We start from the raw sequence: 17,553 nt of genomic DNA on the forward strand, positions 1-17,553 counted from the left end.
GGCTACTGCGGCTGAAACGTCTGCAAGTACGCCAGCACATCCTCGATCTTCTCCGGATCGCTGAGTCCCCAGAAAATCATCCGGGTACCGGGCACCACTTTCTTCGGTGCTTCGAGGTAAGCCGTCAGTGTCTCGCGGGTCCAGACAATGCCGGCGGATTTCATCGCGTCGGAGTATTGGTAGTCCGCCACGCTTGCCGAAGGACGCCCGAAAATGCCATTGAGTTGTGGGCCGAAACCGCCCCGCGCCGACTCGCCCACTTGATGGCAGCCGCCGCAGATCCGCGTGAACAGTTTCGCCCCGGCTTCAACATCCCCCGCCGCTGCCACCGGTGTGCAAAATGCCCCTGCCGTCAGTGTTAGGACGAAGGTGAGGGCTACAGCTTTCATCATGTTCGGTTCCCGTGGGGTCAATCGGCGCACCCGGTGCATTTTCGCGCCTACCTTACCCGATTGCGAACGCCCGACGGGCACTGGTCACTCAAACATCGGCGTGCGTGCGAGTCTCCTAAAATGAATCGTGAGACTTGCACGGTTGCCAGCCCCTGGCAGCACCGTCGCGAGAGGAGGTGTTCGAGATGCAACTCATCACGCAGAAAATCGACAAGCCGCAAGACACGAATTTCATTCTGGGCCAGACCCACTTCATCAAATCTGTCGAGGACATTCATGAAGCGTTGATCAACACGGTGCCGGGCATCCGCTTCGGCGTGGCCTTTTGCGAAGCCTCGGGCAAATGCCTGGTGCGATGGTCCGGCACCGATCCCGCCATGATCGAACTGGCCCAGAGGAATGCAAAAGCCATCGGCGCCGGGCACAGCTTCATCATTTTCCTGGGCGACGGCTTCTACCCGCTGAACATATTGAACACGGTCAAGACGGTTCCTGAGGTGTGCCGGATCTTTTGCGCAACCGCCAACCCCACCGAAGTGGTGCTCGCCGAGACAGCACAGGGACGCGCGATTCTCGGTGTGGTGGATGGCTTCTGTGCCACGGATATTGAAGGCGATGAAGACATCCTGTGGCGCAAGAACCTGTTGCGGCAGATTGGCTACAAGCTGTGAATTTAGCGGCTCATAAGGACTTGCAGTTTTCAACAGTAGGCTAAGCTTGGATCAGCTCATTGCTCACGATGCTCGATTCTGCAGGGTTTTGGTTGTTCTGGAGAGCGTCTGCAACAGCTATCTCAGACAGGCCCAACCCTTTCACGCAGGATTGACGTGATGACCGAGCCCCTCCTCAGTTTTGATGCGCTCAAGCGCGCTGCTGCCGCTGGTGAAATCGATACCGTATTGGTCTGCATGGTCGACATGCAGGGACGCCTGGTGGGCAAGCGATTCCAGGTCGAGTTTTTCATCGACAGTGGTCACGAAGAAACTCACTGCTGCAATTACCTGCTGGCCGACGATATCGACATGGAGCCAGTGCCGGGTTACGCCGCGGCCAGTTGGAGCAAGGGCTATGGCGACTTCGTCCTCAAGCCCGACATGTCCACGCTGCGGCGCGTGCCCTGGCTGGAATGCACGGCGCTGGTGCTGTGCGACGTGCTTGATCATCACCATCGAAAAGACTTGCCGCACAGCCCTCGGGCGATTCTGAAAAGGCAGGTCGAGCGCCTGCGCGAACGCGGCTACACCGGCATGTTCGCCTCGGAACTCGAGTTCTATCTGTTCGATGAGAGCTACGAGGCGATCCACCAGCGCAACTATCACCAACCGAAAACCGCCGGCCATTACATCGAGGATTACAACATCCTGCAGACCACCCGCGAGGAGCCGGTGCTGCGGGCGATTCGCAAGCATCTGCAGGCCTCGGGCATTCCCGTGGAAAACTCCAAGGGTGAATGGGGGCCGGGCCAGGAAGAAATCAACATTCGTTACGCCGATGCCATGACCATGGCCGACCACCACGTCATCATCAAACACGCCTGCAAAGAGATCGCACAGTTGCAAGGCAAGGCGATCACGTTCATGGCCAAGTGGCGCTATGACGCCGCCGGCTCCAGCAGCCATATCCATAATTCGTTGTGGGACAAGAACGCCAAGAAGCCACTGTTCTTCGACGCGAAAGCCGAGTTCGGCATGTCGAAATTGATGCGTGCCTGGGTCGCCGGGCAGCTCAAGTACGCCAACGACATCACCTGTTTTCTCGCGCCCTACATCAATTCATACAAGCGCTTCCAGGCCGGCACCTTCGCGCCGACGCGGGCGGTGTGGAGCCGGGACAATCGCACCGCCGGCTTTCGTTTGTGCGCCGAAGGCAGCAAAGCCATCCGCATCGAATGCCGCATCGGCGGTGCCGACCTTAACCCTTACCTGGCCTTCGCTGCGCTGATCGCGGCGGGCCTGGCCGGTGTCGACGAGAAGCTCGAACTCGCGGCGCCGTTCGAGGGCGATGCCTACCTCGACGAGCATCTGCCGGAAGTGTCGAAAACCCTGCGCGACGCCTGCTCCGCACTCAAGGGGTCGAGCATGTTGCGCGAGGCGTTCGGCGATGAAGTGGTCGATCACTACGTGCACACCGCCGAGTGGGAGCAGAAAGAGTACGACCGGCGGATCACCGACTGGGAACTGCAGCGCGGCTTCGAGCGCTATTGAGAACATCATGACGGCCAAGGTTCAGCTCATCTCACCGGTCGATGGCCGGGTGTATGTCGAACGCGATTGCGCCGATGCGGCGCAAGTCGAGCAGGCGCTGACGACGGCGGCCACCGCACAGGTTTTATGGCAGCGCCGGCCGCTGAGCGAACGTGCTGCCTTATGTACCGCCGCCGTTGACGCGATGCTGTCGATGCAGGCGGATATCGTGCCGGAACTGGCCTGGCAGATGGGCCGACCGGTGCGCTACGGCGCCGGTGAGTTGCGCGGCTTTGCAGAGCGTGCCCGCCACATGATCGCTATCGCGCCTGATGCGTTGGCCGCGGTAGAGCCCGCGCCTGTTGCGGGTTTTCGGCGCTTTATCAAACGCGAACCGTTGGGCACGGTGCTGGTGGTCGCGCCGTGGAATTATCCGTACCTGACGGCGGTGAATACGATCATCCCGGCACTGATGGCCGGCAACAGCGTGATCCTCAAACACGCCACGCAAACGCTGCTGGTCGGTGAACGTTTCGCTGAAGCCATGCGCCGCGCCAAGCTGCCTGACGGGCTGTTCCGTAACTTGCTGCTCGACCATCAGCAGACATCCGAGATCATCGCTTCGGGCCGCGTGCACCAAGTGAACTTCACTGGTTCGGTCGAGGCCGGCAAAGCCATGGAATCCGCTGCCACAGGGCGATTCATCGGTGTAGGCCTGGAGCTCGGCGGCAAAGACCCGGCCTACGTTCGCGCCGACGCCAACCTTGAACATGCGGTAGAAAACCTGGTGGACGGCAGCTTCTTCAATTCCGGGCAAAGCTGCTGCGCCATCGAGCGCATCTATGTCGATCAAAAAATCTATCCGGCATTTGTCGAGCGCTTCATCGCCCTGACGGGCCAATATGTATTGGGCAATCCGTTGGACGAAGCCACGACGCTGGGCCCGCTGGTGACACCGAGCGCCGCTGATTTTGTTCGCGGACAAATCGCCGAAGCGCTCACGCAAGGCGCCAAGGCGTTGATCGATCCAAAGGCTTTCCCCGCCGACGCGCCAGGCAGCGCCTACCTGGCGCCGCAGGTGTTGGTCGACGTCACTCATCAAATGTCAGTCATGCGCGACGAAAGCTTCGGCCCGGTGGTCGGCATCATGCCGGTGGCTGGCGACAACGAAGCCGTCGCCCTGATGAACGACAGCGCGTTCGGCCTCAGCGCATCCCTGTGGACCCAGGATCTCGCCGCCGCCGAACGCCTCGGCAACGAGATCGCCACCGGCACCGTGTTCATGAACCGTTGCGATTACCTGGACCCGGCGCTGGCCTGGACCGGGGTCAAGAACAGCGGACGCGGCGTCACCCTCTCGCGCCTGGGCTACGAGCACCTGACCCGCGCCAAATCCTTTCATCTGCGCCACGAGGTGTAGGCCATGAACCTGACTGGAAACTGGAACTACCCCACCAGCATTCGCTTTGGTGTCGGCCGCATCGCCGAGCTGGCCGAGGTCTGTCGCAGCCAGGGTATTGAGCGACCGTTGCTGGTCACCGACAGTGGCCTGGCGCGCGCACCGATTACCACGGCGGCGCTGGAGGCCATGCGCGCTGCCGGCCTGGGCGTCGCGCTGTTTTGTGACCTCAAGCCCAATCCGGTCGAAGCCAACCTCGCCGGCGGGCTCGAAGCATGGCGCACCGGCAAGCACGATGGCGTGGTTGCGTTCGGCGGTGGCAGCGGCCTGGACATGGGCAAGCTCATTGCCTTCATGAGCGGGCAGACAAGACCGGTGTGGGATTTCGAAGACATCGGCGACTACTGGACCCGTGCCGACGACAGCCACATCGCCCCGGTGATTGCTGTGCCGACCACCGCGGGAACCGGTTCCGAAGTCGGCCGCGCGGCGGTGATCATCGACGAACGCACGCACACCAAACGCATCATCTTCCACCCGAAAATGATGCCGCGGGTGGTCATCAGCGACCCGGCGCTCACGGTCGGCATGCCGGCAAAAGTCACCGCCGGTACCGGCATGGATGCGTTCGCGCATTGCCTGGAATCGTACTGCGCCCCCGGTTTTCATCCGATGGCCGACGGCATTGCAGTGGAAGGCATGCGCCTGGTGGCCAATGCCCTGGTGCGCGCCGTGCACACCCCCTCAGACCTTGAGGCGCGGGCGCAAATGCTCGCCGCTGCAGCGATGGGCGCCACTGCATTCCAGAAAGGACTGGGCGGCATGCACGCGCTGTCGCATCCGGTGGGTGCTTTGTACGACACCCATCACGGCATGACCAATGCCACGTTCATGCCTTATGTCCTGCAGTTCAATCGCAAGGCCATCGAGGAGCGCATCACCCGTCTGGCGGCGTACCTGCGTCTGCCCTCCCCGGGCTTCGACAGCTTTCTAGCCTTCGTCCTCAAGCTGCGCAAGGACATCGGCGTGCCGCATACGCTGTTTGAACTGGGCGTGGATGACCGGCAGGCCGACCTGATCGCGGACATGGCGATTGTCGACCCCTCGGCCGGCGGCAACCCGCTGCCGTTAACCAAGGAAGGCGTGGCCCACATTTTCGACGCGGCTTTTCACGGCCGTCTCTAGATCCGGAGCAGTAGTGGTATCGGTTGGAAAAAGGAGCAGTACGACAAGGTGTTGAAGGCCAGCCCATTGCGCACACGCCAATGGATTGAATCAAAACCTGATGGGGTACACAGCATGAACCCAGCAAGCCAGCCCGGCACCGACGCGCATGACGATGACGTCAAGGCGTTGCACAACATGGGCTACGCCCAGCAACTCTCGCGTCGAATGGGGGTTTTCTCCAACTTCGCGATTTCCTTTTCGATCATCTGCATCCTCTCGGGCGGCATCAACTCACTGGCCCAGGGCACGTCGGGTGCAGGGGGTGCGTCGATTGGCATCGGCTGGCCCATCGGGTGCCTGATCTCCGGCGTGTTTGCACTGGCCATGGCGCAGATTTCCTCGGCCTACCCCACCGCTGGCGGTCTCTATCACTGGGGCTCGATTCTCGGTAACCGCTTCACCGGCTGGCTGACGGCCTGGTTCAATCTGTTGGGGCTGGTCACGGTGCTGGGTGCCATTAACGTCGGCACCTACTACTTCTTTTTCGGTGCCTTCGGACCGGCCCTCGGCATGGAAGACACCACCACAGTCAGGGTGATATTCCTGGCGATCCTTACCGGTATCCAGGCCTTGTGTAACCATCTGGGGATCGGCCTGACGGCGAAGCTGACCGACTTCTCGGGTTACCTGATTTTTGCCACGGCGCTCGCCTTGACCATCGTCTGCCTGATCTCGGCACCGAGTTATGAATTCGCCCGTTTGTGGACCTTCGGCAACTATTCCGGCGAAGCCGGCGGCAGCGTCTGGCCACAGGTTTCGAACGGCTGGGTGTTCATGCTCGGCCTGCTGCTGCCGATCTACACCATCACCGGTTATGACGCGTCGGCACACACCTCCGAAGAGACCCGCAACGCAGCCATGTCGGTGCCGCGCGGCATGGTCATGTCGGTGGTCTGGTCGTTGCTGTTTGGTTGGGTGATGCTCTGTTCGTTCGTCCTGATGCTGCCGAGCATGGACGAAGCGGCGAAACAGGGCTGGAACGTGTTCTTCTGGGCCATGAACACCCAGGTGAGCCCGAACATCAAACTGGCGCTTTACGTGGCGATTTTCATCTCGCAGTTTCTCTGCGGTTTGGCGACCGTGACCTCGGTGTCACGCATGATCTTCGCCTTCTCTCGCGATGGCGGCCTGCCCTGCTCGAAAGCGCTGGCCTCGGTCTCGCCGAAATATCGCAGCCCGGTGGCCGCCATCTGGACCGGCGCCACCCTGGCTGTGTTGTTCGACTGGGGCTCGTCGGTGATCTCGATCGGGGCAACACCGGTCTACACCATCGTGGTCTCGTGCACGGTGATCTTCCTGTTCTTCTCTTTCATCATCCCTATCGTGCTGGGCCTGTTCACCTACGGGACCGCGAAGTGGCCGACCATGGGACCGTGGAACATGGGACGCGGGTTGTATTCACTGTTCGCCATCCTCTCGGTGCTCTCGATGGTGGTGATCTTCGTCATCGGCATCCAGCCACCGAACGACTGGGCGCTGTACATCACCATCGGTTTCCTGGTGTTGACGGCCATCGTCTGGTTCGGTTTTGAAGCGCGGCGCTTTCAGGGTCCGCCGATGGGCGACCTGATCGTCAAGCGTCAGGCGGAAATTGCGGCGGCTGAAGCGGCGTTGAACAAGCAGGTTTAAAGGCTTTACCAGTAGGAGCGAGGCTTGCCCGCGAATGGGCCTTTGAAGTCGCCAAAAGCTTCGCGGGCAAGTCGGATCGCCGCACCGCTCGCTCCTACAGGTTTTACGCTCGGCGATTCCTGGTGCTCGATTTGTATCGGTCTGTATTTTTCTCTGGCGATCTTACACAGCGTTACACAAGTGCCGGATCAGGACACATCCGCACTACATGAGGATGAAAAAGTGGGCCGCATCGGACAGTCAGACGTTCTCCGATGAACGATTTTGAAGAGCCCACAAACCTCAGCAGGAACCCGCCATGATCAATCAAATCGACACCGTGCTTTACACCGGCAAGACCCACACGACCGGAGGCCGCAACGGTGAGTCGCGAAGTGACGATGGACGTTTGGATATCAAGCTTTCCGCGCCTGGATCTTCAGGCAGTGGCACCAATCCTGAACAACTGCTGGCCGCAGGCTGGTCCGCCTGCTTCATCGGCGCCATGGGTAAAGCGGCGGTTGCATTGAAAGTGACGTTGCCGACCGACGTGTCTGTCGATACCGAAGTGGACCTGGGCAAGACCGAAAACGCCTTTTTCCTTCAGGCACGTCTCAACGTGAGCCTTCCGGGCCTGGATCCTGCTGTTGCGAGAGCGGTGGTGGATGCCGCGCACCAGACCTGCCCGTATTCGAAGGCGACCCGTGGCAACATCGACGTCGTGATCAATCTGGTTTAACCGGGGCGACAAGCGCGGCCTGCCATTGCGGCAGGCTGTGCTGGTGACCGCTTACTGAACGTTTTTCAGCTTGACCACATCACCGGACACCTTGGTGGTGTAGCCGGTCAGGACCCAGGCCCAGAACCAGTTTTCCTGCACCTGAGTGTTGATCAATGCGTCGCCGCCCTTGGCCTTGATCGCCGCGTCTTGCGCGCGAACGAAACGGCTGTTCTGGCGGATCGGGATGACACCGAACAGCAGCAAGCCAGTGGCGCTCGCTTCACTGTGGCCAACAACAGTGTATTGGCTGGCGTCGTATTGCTGAGTCTTCATCGGCGCGCCGGTGCAACCTGCCAGAACCAGACCGAACAGGGAAACGGCAACCACTTTGCTGAGGTAATTCACTGAATAACTCCATGGGAAAACGCCCGGGATCCATCTCTCGAGCGGCGCACATTTTACCGGAGGTAGTGGCCAATTGGCATCATGCCGGACGAGTACCCGACATCAAGCCTTCGGTGAGCAGTGAAACCAGCGGTTGAACCAGATGCTGTGTGCGAGGCTCGTCACCGATCACGGCCACTTCGGTGGAGGGCAACGTCGGCAGTTTTTCGCACGGTTCCACAATCCGCATCCCCTCCTGCAGAAACGAAGTGCCCAATGCAGTAATTCCCAACCCGCCGGCCACGGCGGCCTGGACGCCCATCAAATTGCTGGCCAGGCATGCGCACGTCCATTCCCGCCGCACCGACGCCAAGGCCTCGATCATGATTGCCCGGTAGGCGCAGGGTGGCCGCATCATCACCAGGCGTACTGGCCGGGACGCTTCGATCTCAAAATCCTGCGCGGCGATCCAGACCAGCGGTTCACGCCAGATGACCCGGCCGCGCTGGGCGCCGGGGCTGATTTTCCGCTTGGCAATCACAACGTCCAGTCGCCCCGCTTCATGGTCCGCCAGCAAGTCATGGCTCAGGCCAGTAGTGAGTTCCAGCTGCACGTCGGGATACAAGGTGCAGAAGCGCGACAACAATTTCGGAAGCTGGGTGAGCACGAGGTTTTCAGAGATGCCCAGTCGCAGGAGATCGACCGTGGCGGGCGCTTTGATTTCCCGCATGAAGCTGTCGACCTGCACCATCAATTTGCGCGCGCCCAGCAGCAGTCGTTCACCGTCCGGGGTCAGGGTCAGTGCACGGCTGGTGCGCTCGAACACGCGCAGGCCGAGGATTTCTTCGAGGCGGATGATCTTCTGGCTCACCGCCGATTGCGAACGGGCAATCACCTCGGCGGCGGCGGTGAAACTGCCGGTTTCCGCCACTGCGATGAATGCCCTCAGCAGGTCGATCTCAAGGTCGCTGGCTTGCATGATGAATTCGCTTCTCGACTGGATGCCATTAAATTTATGCGTTTGAGTTCTGGATCGCAAACTTCGAACATCGTGCTGAAACGGGCTACGAAAGCCCCTCGATACAATGCTGTTCACTTAAGCGCGCTCATGGATCGTACATACCTTTGTGGCGAGCGAGCTTGCTCGCGCTGGGCTGCGTAGCGGCCCCAAAAATCTGACAACCATTGCCGATTTTTGTGAGTGCTACGCACTCAAGCGGGAGCAAGCTCCCTCGCCACAGGTTCTCTGATTCAAGACCTTTCAACCCGACACGAGGCATCTGAAATGACCGAAAACAACGCAGTAGAAACAGTCGAACGCTTCTGGCGTGAAGTCTGGCAGGCAAAGGATCCGCAAGCGGCAGCGCGCTTCGTGGCGCAAGACTTCGTGATCACGTCCGGCGGCGTCGACATTGTCGGCCGTGAAGCCTTCATTGAATGGATCGGTGTGTTCCTGTCGAAAATCGAAGACTTCGATTTTGCTGCCATCGAAACCTTCCAGAATGCCCAGGGCACGCGCGTCGCCTCCCGTTGGAAACTGGCGGGGAAAAACAACGGGTTCATCGGGGGGCGTGCCTGCCAAAGCGCGTTTGAAATGCTCGGGACGGCGGTCTGGGAAGTTCGTCCGGACGGCCTGCTGGCGCACAACTGGGTGGAACGCAACGCCCTGGAAGTGCACCGGGAGATCATCGGTCTGGCTTAATCCTGCACCGCCAGCGTCGTGGGCTGAGCCGGCCTGAACACCAGCCCCGAAGCAAACACCACCCCGAGAATCACGCCGCCGGCGCCCAGCAGTTGCCAGATATTGGGCAGTACGCCCAGTATCGAAGACACCAGCATGGTGAATACCGGGGCGAGGTTGAAGAAGATCGACGTGCGCGCCGCGCCGATGGCATGGATACCTTTGAACCACAGCACATAGGCAATCAGTGAACCGCACACCGCCAGGTAGATAACCGCGCCATGCACCGACAGAGAAGCACTGCGGATGCTGGCGATCGGGTCTTCAAAAACCAGGCCCAGCACAATCAAGCCAATGACCCCGAACAACATGGAAAAAGTAGTAGTTTCCAGCGGTGTGGAATCTTTGACGAAACGCCGGGTGCCCACCATGTTCGCCGCCCAGGCCATGCTGCCGGCCAGAATGAACGCGTCACCGGTGGCCACTTTCAGTCCGAGTAAAACGTGGATATCGCCACGGGTGATCACCAGACCAACGCCCAACAGTCCCAGCACCAGACCGATGCCCTGGCCGCGATCAATGCGCTCGCCTTCCAGCAGTACCGCAAAGATCATCGTCCACAGCGGGGTGGTCGCCAGGATCAGCGCGCCGTTGATCGGCGTGGTGGTTTGCAGGCCGAAAAACGTCGCAAGGTTGAATGCGGTAAATCCGAGCAGGCCCAGGCCGATAAAAGCCGGCAGATTGTTCTTCAAGGTGTGGAGACGCAGCTTGCCGGCCAGACCGAACATCAGCACCAACAACAGCGTCGAAATGGCAAAGCGCTCAATGGAAGCGCTGATCGGTGCCATGCTCTTGATGATGTAGGCACCGGCGTTGAAGTTGGTGCCCCAGAAAAACGTGGCGCCGACAATGCCGGCGTAGGCGAGAGGCGTTGATTTTGACATGGCTGTTTCCTCACGAATCGGGCGAGATACTCAGCAATCCGCTGAATGCTTCGGCAATTCTTGCAGCCTTGTCGGCGGGGCAGAATTCCCCATTTATTCACCCTTGATGTGAGAAAACGCCCATGTTCGATTGGGAGGATCTGCGTTACTTCATCGTCTTCGCCCACGAGCAATCGTTGTCCGCAGCCGCGCGCACGCTCAAGGTCGACCATGCCACCGTAGCGCGACGCATCAGCGCGCTGGAGCAGTCGCTGAATCTCAAGCTGGTGGACCGGCGACCTCGCGCCTACGTCATGACCGAAGACGGGGAACGCATAGCCGCGTTGGGGCGACGCATGGAGAGCGAATCCTTCGCGGTGCAACGCACTGCGCTCGCGGGGCAGGAAAGCTACAGCGGCGAAGTCACGGTCAGCGCTCCGCCGGCGCTGGCCTGTGCGTTGATCGCACCGCGCATCAATGCACTGCGCATGAAACATCCGCAGCTGTCGTTGCAGTTGATTGGCAGCCTGGGCAGCGCGTCGTTGTCGCGACGGGAAGCCGATATCGCCGTGCGCCTGAGCCGTCCAAAGGAGCCCGACCTGGTAGCGCGCAAGGTCGCGACAGTGTCGTTTTACCTGTATGGCTCGGCGGATTATCTGTCCAGAACCGCTGCGCAGGATCGGGTGTTCATCGCTTACGACGAGTCCATGGAGCAAACCCCGCAGCAGATCTGGCTCAAGCAGCAAGCGGGTGACCGGCCGATCCTGCTGCGCAGCAATGACCTGAACATCCAGGCCACCGTCGCCCAGGCAGGCGCCGGTGTCGCCGCCCTGCCCTCGTTCCTTGGCGAGCACTATGGCCTGCAAGCGATCGAGACGATCGGCGCGGGCCTTGAGCGTGAAGTGTGGCTGGTGGTGCACAGCGATATCCGGCACACCCCGGCCGTGCAGGCGGTGATGAGTTTTCTGGTGTCGTGCTTCGAACAATGAATCAGGGTTGCCCTGCAAACCGCTTCAACGAAAACGCCGACAGATCCAGATCGCTGCTGCCCCGTACGCACCACTGCGCCACCGCCTCACCCAACGCCGCAGAATGTTTGAAGCCATGGCCTGAACAGGCCGAGACCACCAGGGTGTTTTTCAATGACGGATGCGCGTCGATGATGAAGTGCGAATCCGGCGTGACGGTGTAGGCGCACACCGCTGACTTGACCACCCGCGAGGTCACGCCGGCAATCCTGCCGCGCACCTGTGTCTCGAACATGTCGCGCGCTTCGGCAGCGCTGACGGTACGGTCCAGGGTGTCCGGGGAAGATTCTTCGCTGTACTGTTCCGTTGCGACTTTCAGGCTGCCTTCGCCGGGCAACGGCGGGAAACCGTAGTGGAACTGCCCTGGCCCGTGGGTGAAGATAAACGTCGGCGATACCTGTGCAAACCGGGCGCTCTCTTCCAGTTCGAACCAGAACAGTTTCTGCCGACACACCCGCAACAACCGGTCGAACGGTTGACCCAACAACTCCCGCGACCACATGCCGGCACTGACCACGACTTTGTCGGCATGGATCGTTCGCTGGTCAGTGGTGATGGTGACGCCCTGTTCGTGCGAGGTGATGGCCGTGACGGTTTCGCCCTTCAGCAGCGTCGCGCCGTGTTCCTCGGCGAGCCGCAGCTGCACGGCGATGCAGCGTTCCGGCCGGACATAACCGCCATTCGGTTCGAAGTAGCCGACGGCGCTGTCCAGCACTGGGGAGAACTGCGGGAATCGTTGGCGAATCTGCTCGGCGGACAACACCTCATGCTCGATGCCGTAGGTTTTCGCCAGTTGAAAGGTGCGGTTGGTGAAGTCACTGGCATCGTTGGCGTCATAGTCGGGGCTGGAGGTCATGACCAGCACGCCACACTGCTCGAACAGCGACTCACCGGACAGTGCTTCGAGTTCGCGCCAGATCCGGTGGGAGTTACGGACGATGGGCACATAAGCGGCGCCTTCTCCGACCGACAGTCGGGTGATGCGCGTGTCGCCGTGGCTGGAGCCTTGGGTGTGGGGAGGATGGTATCGGTCGACGCCAATCACCCTGACGCCGGATTTTGCCAGTTGATACGCCGTCGCAGCGCCCATGGCACCCAACCCGAGCACGGCTACTTCACACCGATGTTCCATATCATCACCGTCGGCAAAAGGACCATTTGAGTCTGAAAGCCGATGAAAACTCAAGGGCCGAAAAAACCTTCAGCGCAGGGTGGGATCGCGCGACCATAAAATGTCCTGGCACTGGCAACGACCCCTTCATTGGACATACCATGCCGCGCATTCACTTCTTCACCATCAGCAAACGGCGGTAACAGCATGATCGAGGTCACCGAGGTTTCCATTGCCGAACTGCGCGCGGCGCTCGAATCCGGCCAGACCACTGCAGTGGAACTGGTCCAGGCCTATCTCGCCAGAATCGACGCCTACGACGGCGCCGACACGCCCACCGCCCTCAACGCGGTGGTGGTGCGCAATCCCGAGGCGCTCAAGGAAGCGCAGGCCTCCGACAGCCGGCGGGCGCAGGGCAAAACGCTGGGGCCACTCGATGGCATTCCCTATACGGCCAAGGACAGCTACCTGGTCAAAGGGCTGACCGCCGCCTCTGGCAGTCCCGCCTTCGCCAACCTGATTGCGTATCGCGATGCGTTCACCATCGAACGGCTTCGCGCCGCCGGGGCGATCTGCCTGGGCAAGACCAACATGCCACCCATGGCGAACGGCGGCATGCAGCGCGGGGTCTATGGCCGTGCGGAAAGCCCCTACAACGCCAGCTATCTCACCGCGCCTTTCGCCTCGGGTTCGTCCAACGGTGCCGGCACTGCCACCGCCGCCAGTTTCGCGGCATTTGGCCTGGCTGAAGAAACCTGGTCGAGCGGTCGCGGCCCGGCCTCGAACAATGGGCTGTGCGCCTATACGCCCTCTCGCGGGGTGATTTCGGTGCGCGGCAACTGGCCGCTGACGCCGACGATGGACGTGGTCGTGCCGTTCGCCAGAACCATGGCTGACCTGCTCGAAGTGCTCGACGTGGTGGTGGCGGAAGACCCCGACACCCGCGGCGACCTGTGGCGGATGCAGCCCTGGGTGCCAATTCCAAGTGTCACCTCGGTGCGCCCCGCTTCCTATGCCCAGCTGGCCGCGAAGCCCGACGCCCTCGCAGGCAAGCGCCTCGGTGTTCCGCGCATGTTCATCAACGCCGATCCCGAAGCCGGCACCAGCGAGGCGCCGGGGATTGGTGGGCCGACCGGGCAGCGCATCAACACCCGGCCTTCTGTGATTGCTCTCTGGGAAGCGGCACGCAAGGCACTCGAAGCCGCGGGCGCCGAAGTGGTCGAAGTCGATTTCCCGCTGGTGTCCAATTGCGAGGGTGATCGTCCGGGCGCGCCGACGGTGTTCACCCGGGGCCTGGTGTCGAAAGAGTTCCTGCATCATGAGTTGTGGGACCTGACGGCCTGGGCGTTCGATGATTTCCTGCAGGCCAACGGCGATCCGAAACTGAACCGCCTGGTCGACGTCGACGGGCCGCTGATTTTCCCCCACGACCCGGGCACCCTGCCCAACCGCGAAGGCGACCTCGTCGCGGGCATGGACGAGTACGTGCGGATGGCCGAGCGCGGCATCACGCCGTGGGACCAGATCACCACCGTTCCCGACGGACTGCGCGGACTTGAACAGACCCGTCGCATCGACCTTGAAGACTGGATGGACCGGCAGGGCCTCGATGCGGTGCTGTTCCCGACGGTGGCCGATGTTGCGCCGGCGAATGCCGATGTCGATCCGGCCTCCGCCGACATCGCGTGGAGCAATGGTGTCTGGGTCGCCAACGGCAACCTCGCCATCCGTCACCTCGGTGTTCCGACGGTCACTGTGCCGATGGGCATCATGCCGGACATCGGCATGCCGGTCGGGCTGACCTTTGCCGGTCGTGCCTATGACGATTCGGCGCTGCTGCGCTTTGCCTCGGCGTTTGAATCGACCGGATCGAAGCGCGAAATCCCGCCTCGAACCCCACCGTTGTCGACCGGTAAATAATGGAAAAAACGGGATTGGGGCACACGCTCCACTCCCGTTTTGTCAGCCGGCTCACGCTTCATCGTCCGTGATAATCCTCCCCCGCGACCGCACGCAAATAAGCCTCGTCGCCCTTGGTGCGCAAGTCTCGCCACTCCTCCCAATCGATGATGCCCTGGCGATCCATTTCATCGGCCTGCCGCAGCAGTTCCTCATGGTAGGCATCGGGGCAGTCCATGCGCAGCGAACAGTTTTCGAGCGCACGGTGCCAGGCATCCAGCGCATGAAGTTTTTGCTCCTGAGCCCTCGTCAGCAGATTTCTGAATGAATTCATGGCGGCGGCTTCCACGGTCGTTTCTGAATGGAGCGATCGGGTACGACTCAGGTTCATCGCGGCCGACCGGAGGTGATCCTGTCACCGGGAGTCGACTATCGTGGGCAAGAAATCTCGAACTCCCGGGTGACCGTCGCATCCAATGTGTAGGCAAACGGAGGTATGCGACATGAACAATGATGACCGTGACAACGCGCTCGAATCGCAAGCGACATCAAACGCTCCGCCCACCGATTCGTCGGGTAAACCGGTGAATGTGGTCGAGCGGGATTTGCAGGACAGAGAGGGTGAAGCCAAAGGTGTCGATCAAACCATTACGCCCTCTTCCACCCGAACCAAGGAGCAGGACGCCGAGGAACTCCAGCGGAAAATCGACGAGATAGAACGCAAGGTCGCCGATGGTAATTAGCCTGTGGTGTGCAGTGTATTTCACTGGATGACAAGCGGGAGGTCAGTGTCAGACCTCCCGCTTTTATACGCCCGTTTACGAAGTACCCAGGCCTTGCGACAGGTCGGCCGACGTTGTCGATCCGCTACGCTGCTGCCCACCCGGTGTGACGGGCTCATCCGAATGATCCGTGGTTTTCGTCACGGTATCGCGCACCGCCTCAAAGCCTTCCCGCGCCTGTTGCTTGACCTTGTCGGTGAGGTCCGCACTGGTTTTGCCCAGGTAGCGTTGCTCGGTTGCCGTCGAAGGAAACGCAGCGCCGATCATGGCGCCTAAGGCGATTCCCGCAGCGGCGACCATCAGCGGTTGCTCCTTAAGCAGGTGATTGAACTGGTTGCTCATCACTTGCGTGCTGCGCAGCAAACGGTCGCCGGCGTCATGCACCGCATGGCTGATGTTTTCCGTGGCCGCCCCGAGGTTTTCGCCCAGGTGCGCAGCCTTGCCCTTGACGCTCTGGTAGCCGTCCTTGAGGGTGTCAGCCGTCTGGTGCAAATGCTCACGCGCACCGTCGATGCTATCGGCCAGTCCGTCGGCCCATTCCCCGACCCTGTCCTGATCCGGACCGGTCCGATAGCCCGGATGGGGTGATGGCGGACGATTTTGGCTCATCATCAACCACAACAATCCGACGGATGTCAGCACCGCCGGAACCGGATTATTGCGCACGCTGGTGCCCAGATTGGTCAGGAAGGTGGTGCCGTTGCTTTGCATCAAACCCAACGCCTGATCGAACATCTGACCGGGGGTGAACTTGCTTTCCAGGGCATCGACAATGTTGCCGATACTCGCCCGTTGCGCATCGATTTCACGTTCGATGGTTTCGGGGCTTTTTCCCGTCTCGGTGATGTATTCATTGTTCATGAGACTTTCCTCCGCAGCGCTTCCTGGTCTTTATTCAAGGCATCCAGTGTGCGTTCAGGCTTGAAGTGAGACGGCTCGAACTGTTTTTTCCCGGACTGCAGCATGGCGAACCCGACAATCATCACGAGCACGCCGACGATCAGCGCGGCCAGCCACGGCGCCATCACCATGCTCAAGCCGTAGACCGCGGACATCAGCAGGATGATGAACCCCGCCAGCAGCACAATCGCACCGCCCGCCACCCCGGCGATGCCGGCCTTGAGTGTCGTGAGGCTGGCCTGCAACTCGGCTTTGGCCAGCGCCAGCTCCTTGCTGAACAGCTCGGGCACTTCGCGGGATAACTGACGTAACAGGCCGACAACCGAAGCATCATGTTCAGGTGTGGGTATCGGTCTTGCGCCCGGTAAATCTCGATCTTCTCTGTTCATCACACAGCTCCTTTGAAGGTGCTCGAACCTGGTGTCGAGGTCGTTGCGAAGTCTGATGGGTGGTCCTGTTCACTTGGCGCGGCCGGCGTGATGCCCGTGGCCAGTCCGGGACCTTGATCGGCGCGTGGCGGCACGGAAGTTTCGTAGGGATGGTGGGCGCCGAAGCCGCCTGACGGTGGCATCGAGTGGCCTTCGGCCGGGTCGCGGGAGCCGGTGACTGTCGTTGCCGGAGCGCTGCCGGCTTTCAGAAACCGAGACAGGCCAAAGCCCAGCGCAATGCTGCCAGCAATGAACAGTGCCGGGTTGTTGCGCGCCAGTTCTGCGCCATCGTGCAGCAGCTGTTCGGCACTTTTGCCGCGCAGGTTGCCGGCCAGGCCACTCATGGAATCGGCCATGTCGGCGAGGTAGTCGGACATGCCGAGGGTGTCTTTGCTTTCCAGTTCGGAAACGACGGATTTCGCGCCCTTGGCCAAAGCTTCGATCTGATCGGCTGCGGTGTCGCGGTACTGCCCGAACTGTGCATCTGCCTGTTGTCGTGCGCCACCGAGTGCTTCTGTGACTTCCTCCTTCAAGTGTTGAAAATCATGCTCCGGTCTTGCGGGGTTGTGTTGATTCCCGGTCGTAGTGTCTGAAGTATTCATGTCGCCCCTCGCCTTCTGGATGAAAAAGCGTTATCGGGTTCGCCACGAATTGCCCGTAGCATCCCCTCAGTTCAAATGACGAAGGGACGTGATGGGGAGTTCCAACGGAATGATGAGTGATGTGGTGGGCCGATGTTTTTTTTGATCGTGTGCATATCCGTTGCTGCGGTCACGGCTGGTATTGGTTCCGCCCTTACGGCGGGTTACTTGGAAGAGCGCCAAGTAACCAAGCGCCAAGCGCCCCTGACGTACGGTGCCTCGCCTTGGCTCGCCATTCCCTCGCTC

General features: G+C 60.8%; 19 protein-coding genes. 10 read left to right on the top strand and 9 right to left on the bottom strand.

What is annotated here, in order from left to right; genetic code table 11:
• Window positions 1-2: 2 nt before the first annotated feature.
• The gene (locus KJF94_RS15210) at window positions 3-392 is read right to left on the bottom strand and encodes a c-type cytochrome (RefSeq protein WP_214377162.1); all 390 of its coding nucleotides are present in this window, start codon (window positions 390-392) and stop codon (window positions 3-5) included.
• 185 nt (window positions 393-577) lie between these two features.
• On the opposite strand from KJF94_RS15210, the gene KJF94_RS15215 reads away from it, so the two are divergent.
• The 6 genes from KJF94_RS15215 to KJF94_RS15240 all read left to right on the top strand — a co-directional run bounded on the left by KJF94_RS15215 (window position 578) and on the right by KJF94_RS15240 (window position 7,548).
• Complete coding sequence (locus KJF94_RS15215; RefSeq protein ID WP_214377163.1) at window positions 578-1,063, top strand: adenosine-specific kinase; 486 nt, start codon at window positions 578-580, stop codon at window positions 1,061-1,063.
• A gap of 159 nt (window positions 1,064-1,222) precedes the next feature.
• The gene (locus KJF94_RS15220) at window positions 1,223-2,596 is read left to right on the top strand and encodes a glutamine synthetase family protein (protein ID WP_214377164.1); all 1,374 of its coding nucleotides are present in this window, start codon (window positions 1,223-1,225) and stop codon (window positions 2,594-2,596) included.
• Window positions 2,597-2,603: 7 nt separating this feature from the next.
• Window positions 2,604-3,995 carry an aldehyde dehydrogenase family protein gene (locus KJF94_RS15225; RefSeq protein ID WP_214377165.1) on the top strand — a complete coding sequence of 464 codons (1,392 nt, stop codon included), beginning with the start codon at window positions 2,604-2,606 and terminating at the stop codon, window positions 3,993-3,995.
• Between the two features lie 3 nt (window positions 3,996-3,998).
• Window positions 3,999-5,159 carry an iron-containing alcohol dehydrogenase gene (locus KJF94_RS15230; RefSeq protein ID WP_214377166.1) on the top strand — a complete coding sequence of 387 codons (1,161 nt, stop codon included), beginning with the start codon at window positions 3,999-4,001 and terminating at the stop codon, window positions 5,157-5,159.
• A 114-nt stretch (window positions 5,160-5,273) separates the two neighbouring features.
• Window positions 5,274-6,830 carry an amino acid permease gene (locus tag KJF94_RS15235; RefSeq protein ID WP_214377167.1) on the top strand — a complete coding sequence of 519 codons (1,557 nt, stop codon included), beginning with the start codon at window positions 5,274-5,276 and terminating at the stop codon, window positions 6,828-6,830.
• Window positions 6,831-7,128: 298 nt separating this feature from the next.
• Window positions 7,129-7,548, top strand: a complete 420-nt coding sequence (locus KJF94_RS15240; RefSeq protein ID WP_214377168.1) for an organic hydroperoxide resistance protein — start codon at window positions 7,129-7,131, stop codon at window positions 7,546-7,548.
• A 51-nt stretch (window positions 7,549-7,599) separates the two neighbouring features.
• On the opposite strand, the gene KJF94_RS15245 is transcribed toward KJF94_RS15240, so the two are convergent.
• Both KJF94_RS15245 and KJF94_RS15250 read right to left on the bottom strand, forming a co-directional pair.
• A complete protein-coding gene (locus tag KJF94_RS15245; protein ID WP_084323843.1) occupies window positions 7,600-7,935 on the bottom strand; it encodes a hypothetical protein in 336 nt (111 codons plus the stop codon).
• Window positions 7,936-8,014: 79 nt separating this feature from the next.
• A complete protein-coding gene (locus tag KJF94_RS15250) occupies window positions 8,015-8,893 on the bottom strand; it encodes a LysR substrate-binding domain-containing protein (protein WP_214377169.1) in 879 nt (292 codons plus the stop codon).
• A gap of 306 nt (window positions 8,894-9,199) precedes the next feature.
• On the opposite strand from KJF94_RS15250, the gene KJF94_RS15255 reads away from it, so the two are divergent.
• A complete protein-coding gene (locus KJF94_RS15255) occupies window positions 9,200-9,616 on the top strand; it encodes an ester cyclase (RefSeq protein ID WP_214377170.1) in 417 nt (138 codons plus the stop codon).
• Here the strand turns inward: KJF94_RS15255 and KJF94_RS15260 are convergent.
• Complete coding sequence (locus KJF94_RS15260) at window positions 9,613-10,539, bottom strand: DMT family transporter (protein WP_214377171.1); 927 nt, start codon at window positions 10,537-10,539, stop codon at window positions 9,613-9,615. The genes KJF94_RS15255 and KJF94_RS15260 overlap by 4 nt on opposite strands.
• Window positions 10,540-10,661: 122 nt before the next feature.
• Between KJF94_RS15260 and KJF94_RS15265 the strand changes: the two genes are divergently transcribed.
• On the top strand, window positions 10,662-11,507 hold the full coding sequence (locus KJF94_RS15265) for a LysR family transcriptional regulator (protein ID WP_214377172.1): 846 nt from the start codon (window positions 10,662-10,664) through the stop codon (window positions 11,505-11,507).
• Window position 11,508: 1 nt separating this feature from the next.
• On the opposite strand, the gene solA is transcribed toward KJF94_RS15265, so the two are convergent.
• Complete coding sequence (gene solA / locus KJF94_RS15270) at window positions 11,509-12,678, bottom strand: N-methyl-L-tryptophan oxidase (RefSeq protein ID WP_214377173.1); 1,170 nt, start codon at window positions 12,676-12,678, stop codon at window positions 11,509-11,511.
• A gap of 186 nt (window positions 12,679-12,864) precedes the next feature.
• Between solA and KJF94_RS15275 the strand changes: the two genes are divergently transcribed.
• Window positions 12,865-14,577: an amidase gene (locus KJF94_RS15275; protein ID WP_214377174.1), complete on the top strand. Its 1,713-nt coding sequence runs from the start codon at window positions 12,865-12,867 to the stop codon at window positions 14,575-14,577.
• A gap of 58 nt (window positions 14,578-14,635) precedes the next feature.
• Here KJF94_RS15275 and KJF94_RS15280 read toward each other — a convergent pair whose 3' ends face one another.
• A complete protein-coding gene (locus KJF94_RS15280; RefSeq protein WP_214384880.1) occupies window positions 14,636-14,890 on the bottom strand; it encodes a hypothetical protein in 255 nt (84 codons plus the stop codon).
• Window positions 14,891-15,059: 169 nt separating this feature from the next.
• On the opposite strand from KJF94_RS15280, the gene KJF94_RS15285 reads away from it, so the two are divergent.
• Window positions 15,060-15,299, top strand: coding sequence for a hypothetical protein (locus tag KJF94_RS15285; protein WP_214377175.1), 240 nt, complete (start codon window positions 15,060-15,062; stop codon window positions 15,297-15,299).
• 75 nt (window positions 15,300-15,374) lie between these two features.
• On the opposite strand, the gene KJF94_RS15290 is transcribed toward KJF94_RS15285, so the two are convergent.
• The 3 genes from KJF94_RS15290 to KJF94_RS15300 are packed head-to-tail and all read right to left on the bottom strand — an operon-like array spanning window position 15,375 to window position 17,268.
• The gene (locus KJF94_RS15290) at window positions 15,375-16,199 is read right to left on the bottom strand and encodes a DUF3618 domain-containing protein (RefSeq protein WP_214377176.1); all 825 of its coding nucleotides are present in this window, start codon (window positions 16,197-16,199) and stop codon (window positions 15,375-15,377) included.
• Entirely contained in the window at window positions 16,196-16,627 is a 432-nt protein-coding gene (locus KJF94_RS15295) for a phage holin family protein (protein ID WP_214377177.1), read from the bottom strand. The genes KJF94_RS15290 and KJF94_RS15295 overlap by 4 nt, the downstream gene beginning before the upstream one ends.
• Complete coding sequence (locus KJF94_RS15300) at window positions 16,627-17,268, bottom strand: hypothetical protein (RefSeq protein WP_214377178.1); 642 nt, start codon at window positions 17,266-17,268, stop codon at window positions 16,627-16,629. The genes KJF94_RS15295 and KJF94_RS15300 overlap by 1 nt, the downstream gene beginning before the upstream one ends.
• Window positions 17,269-17,553 lie beyond the last annotated feature (285 nt).

It is taken from the genome of Pseudomonas hormoni (assembly GCF_018502625.1).
GTDB lineage: Bacteria > Pseudomonadota > Gammaproteobacteria > Pseudomonadales > Pseudomonadaceae > Aquipseudomonas > Aquipseudomonas hormoni.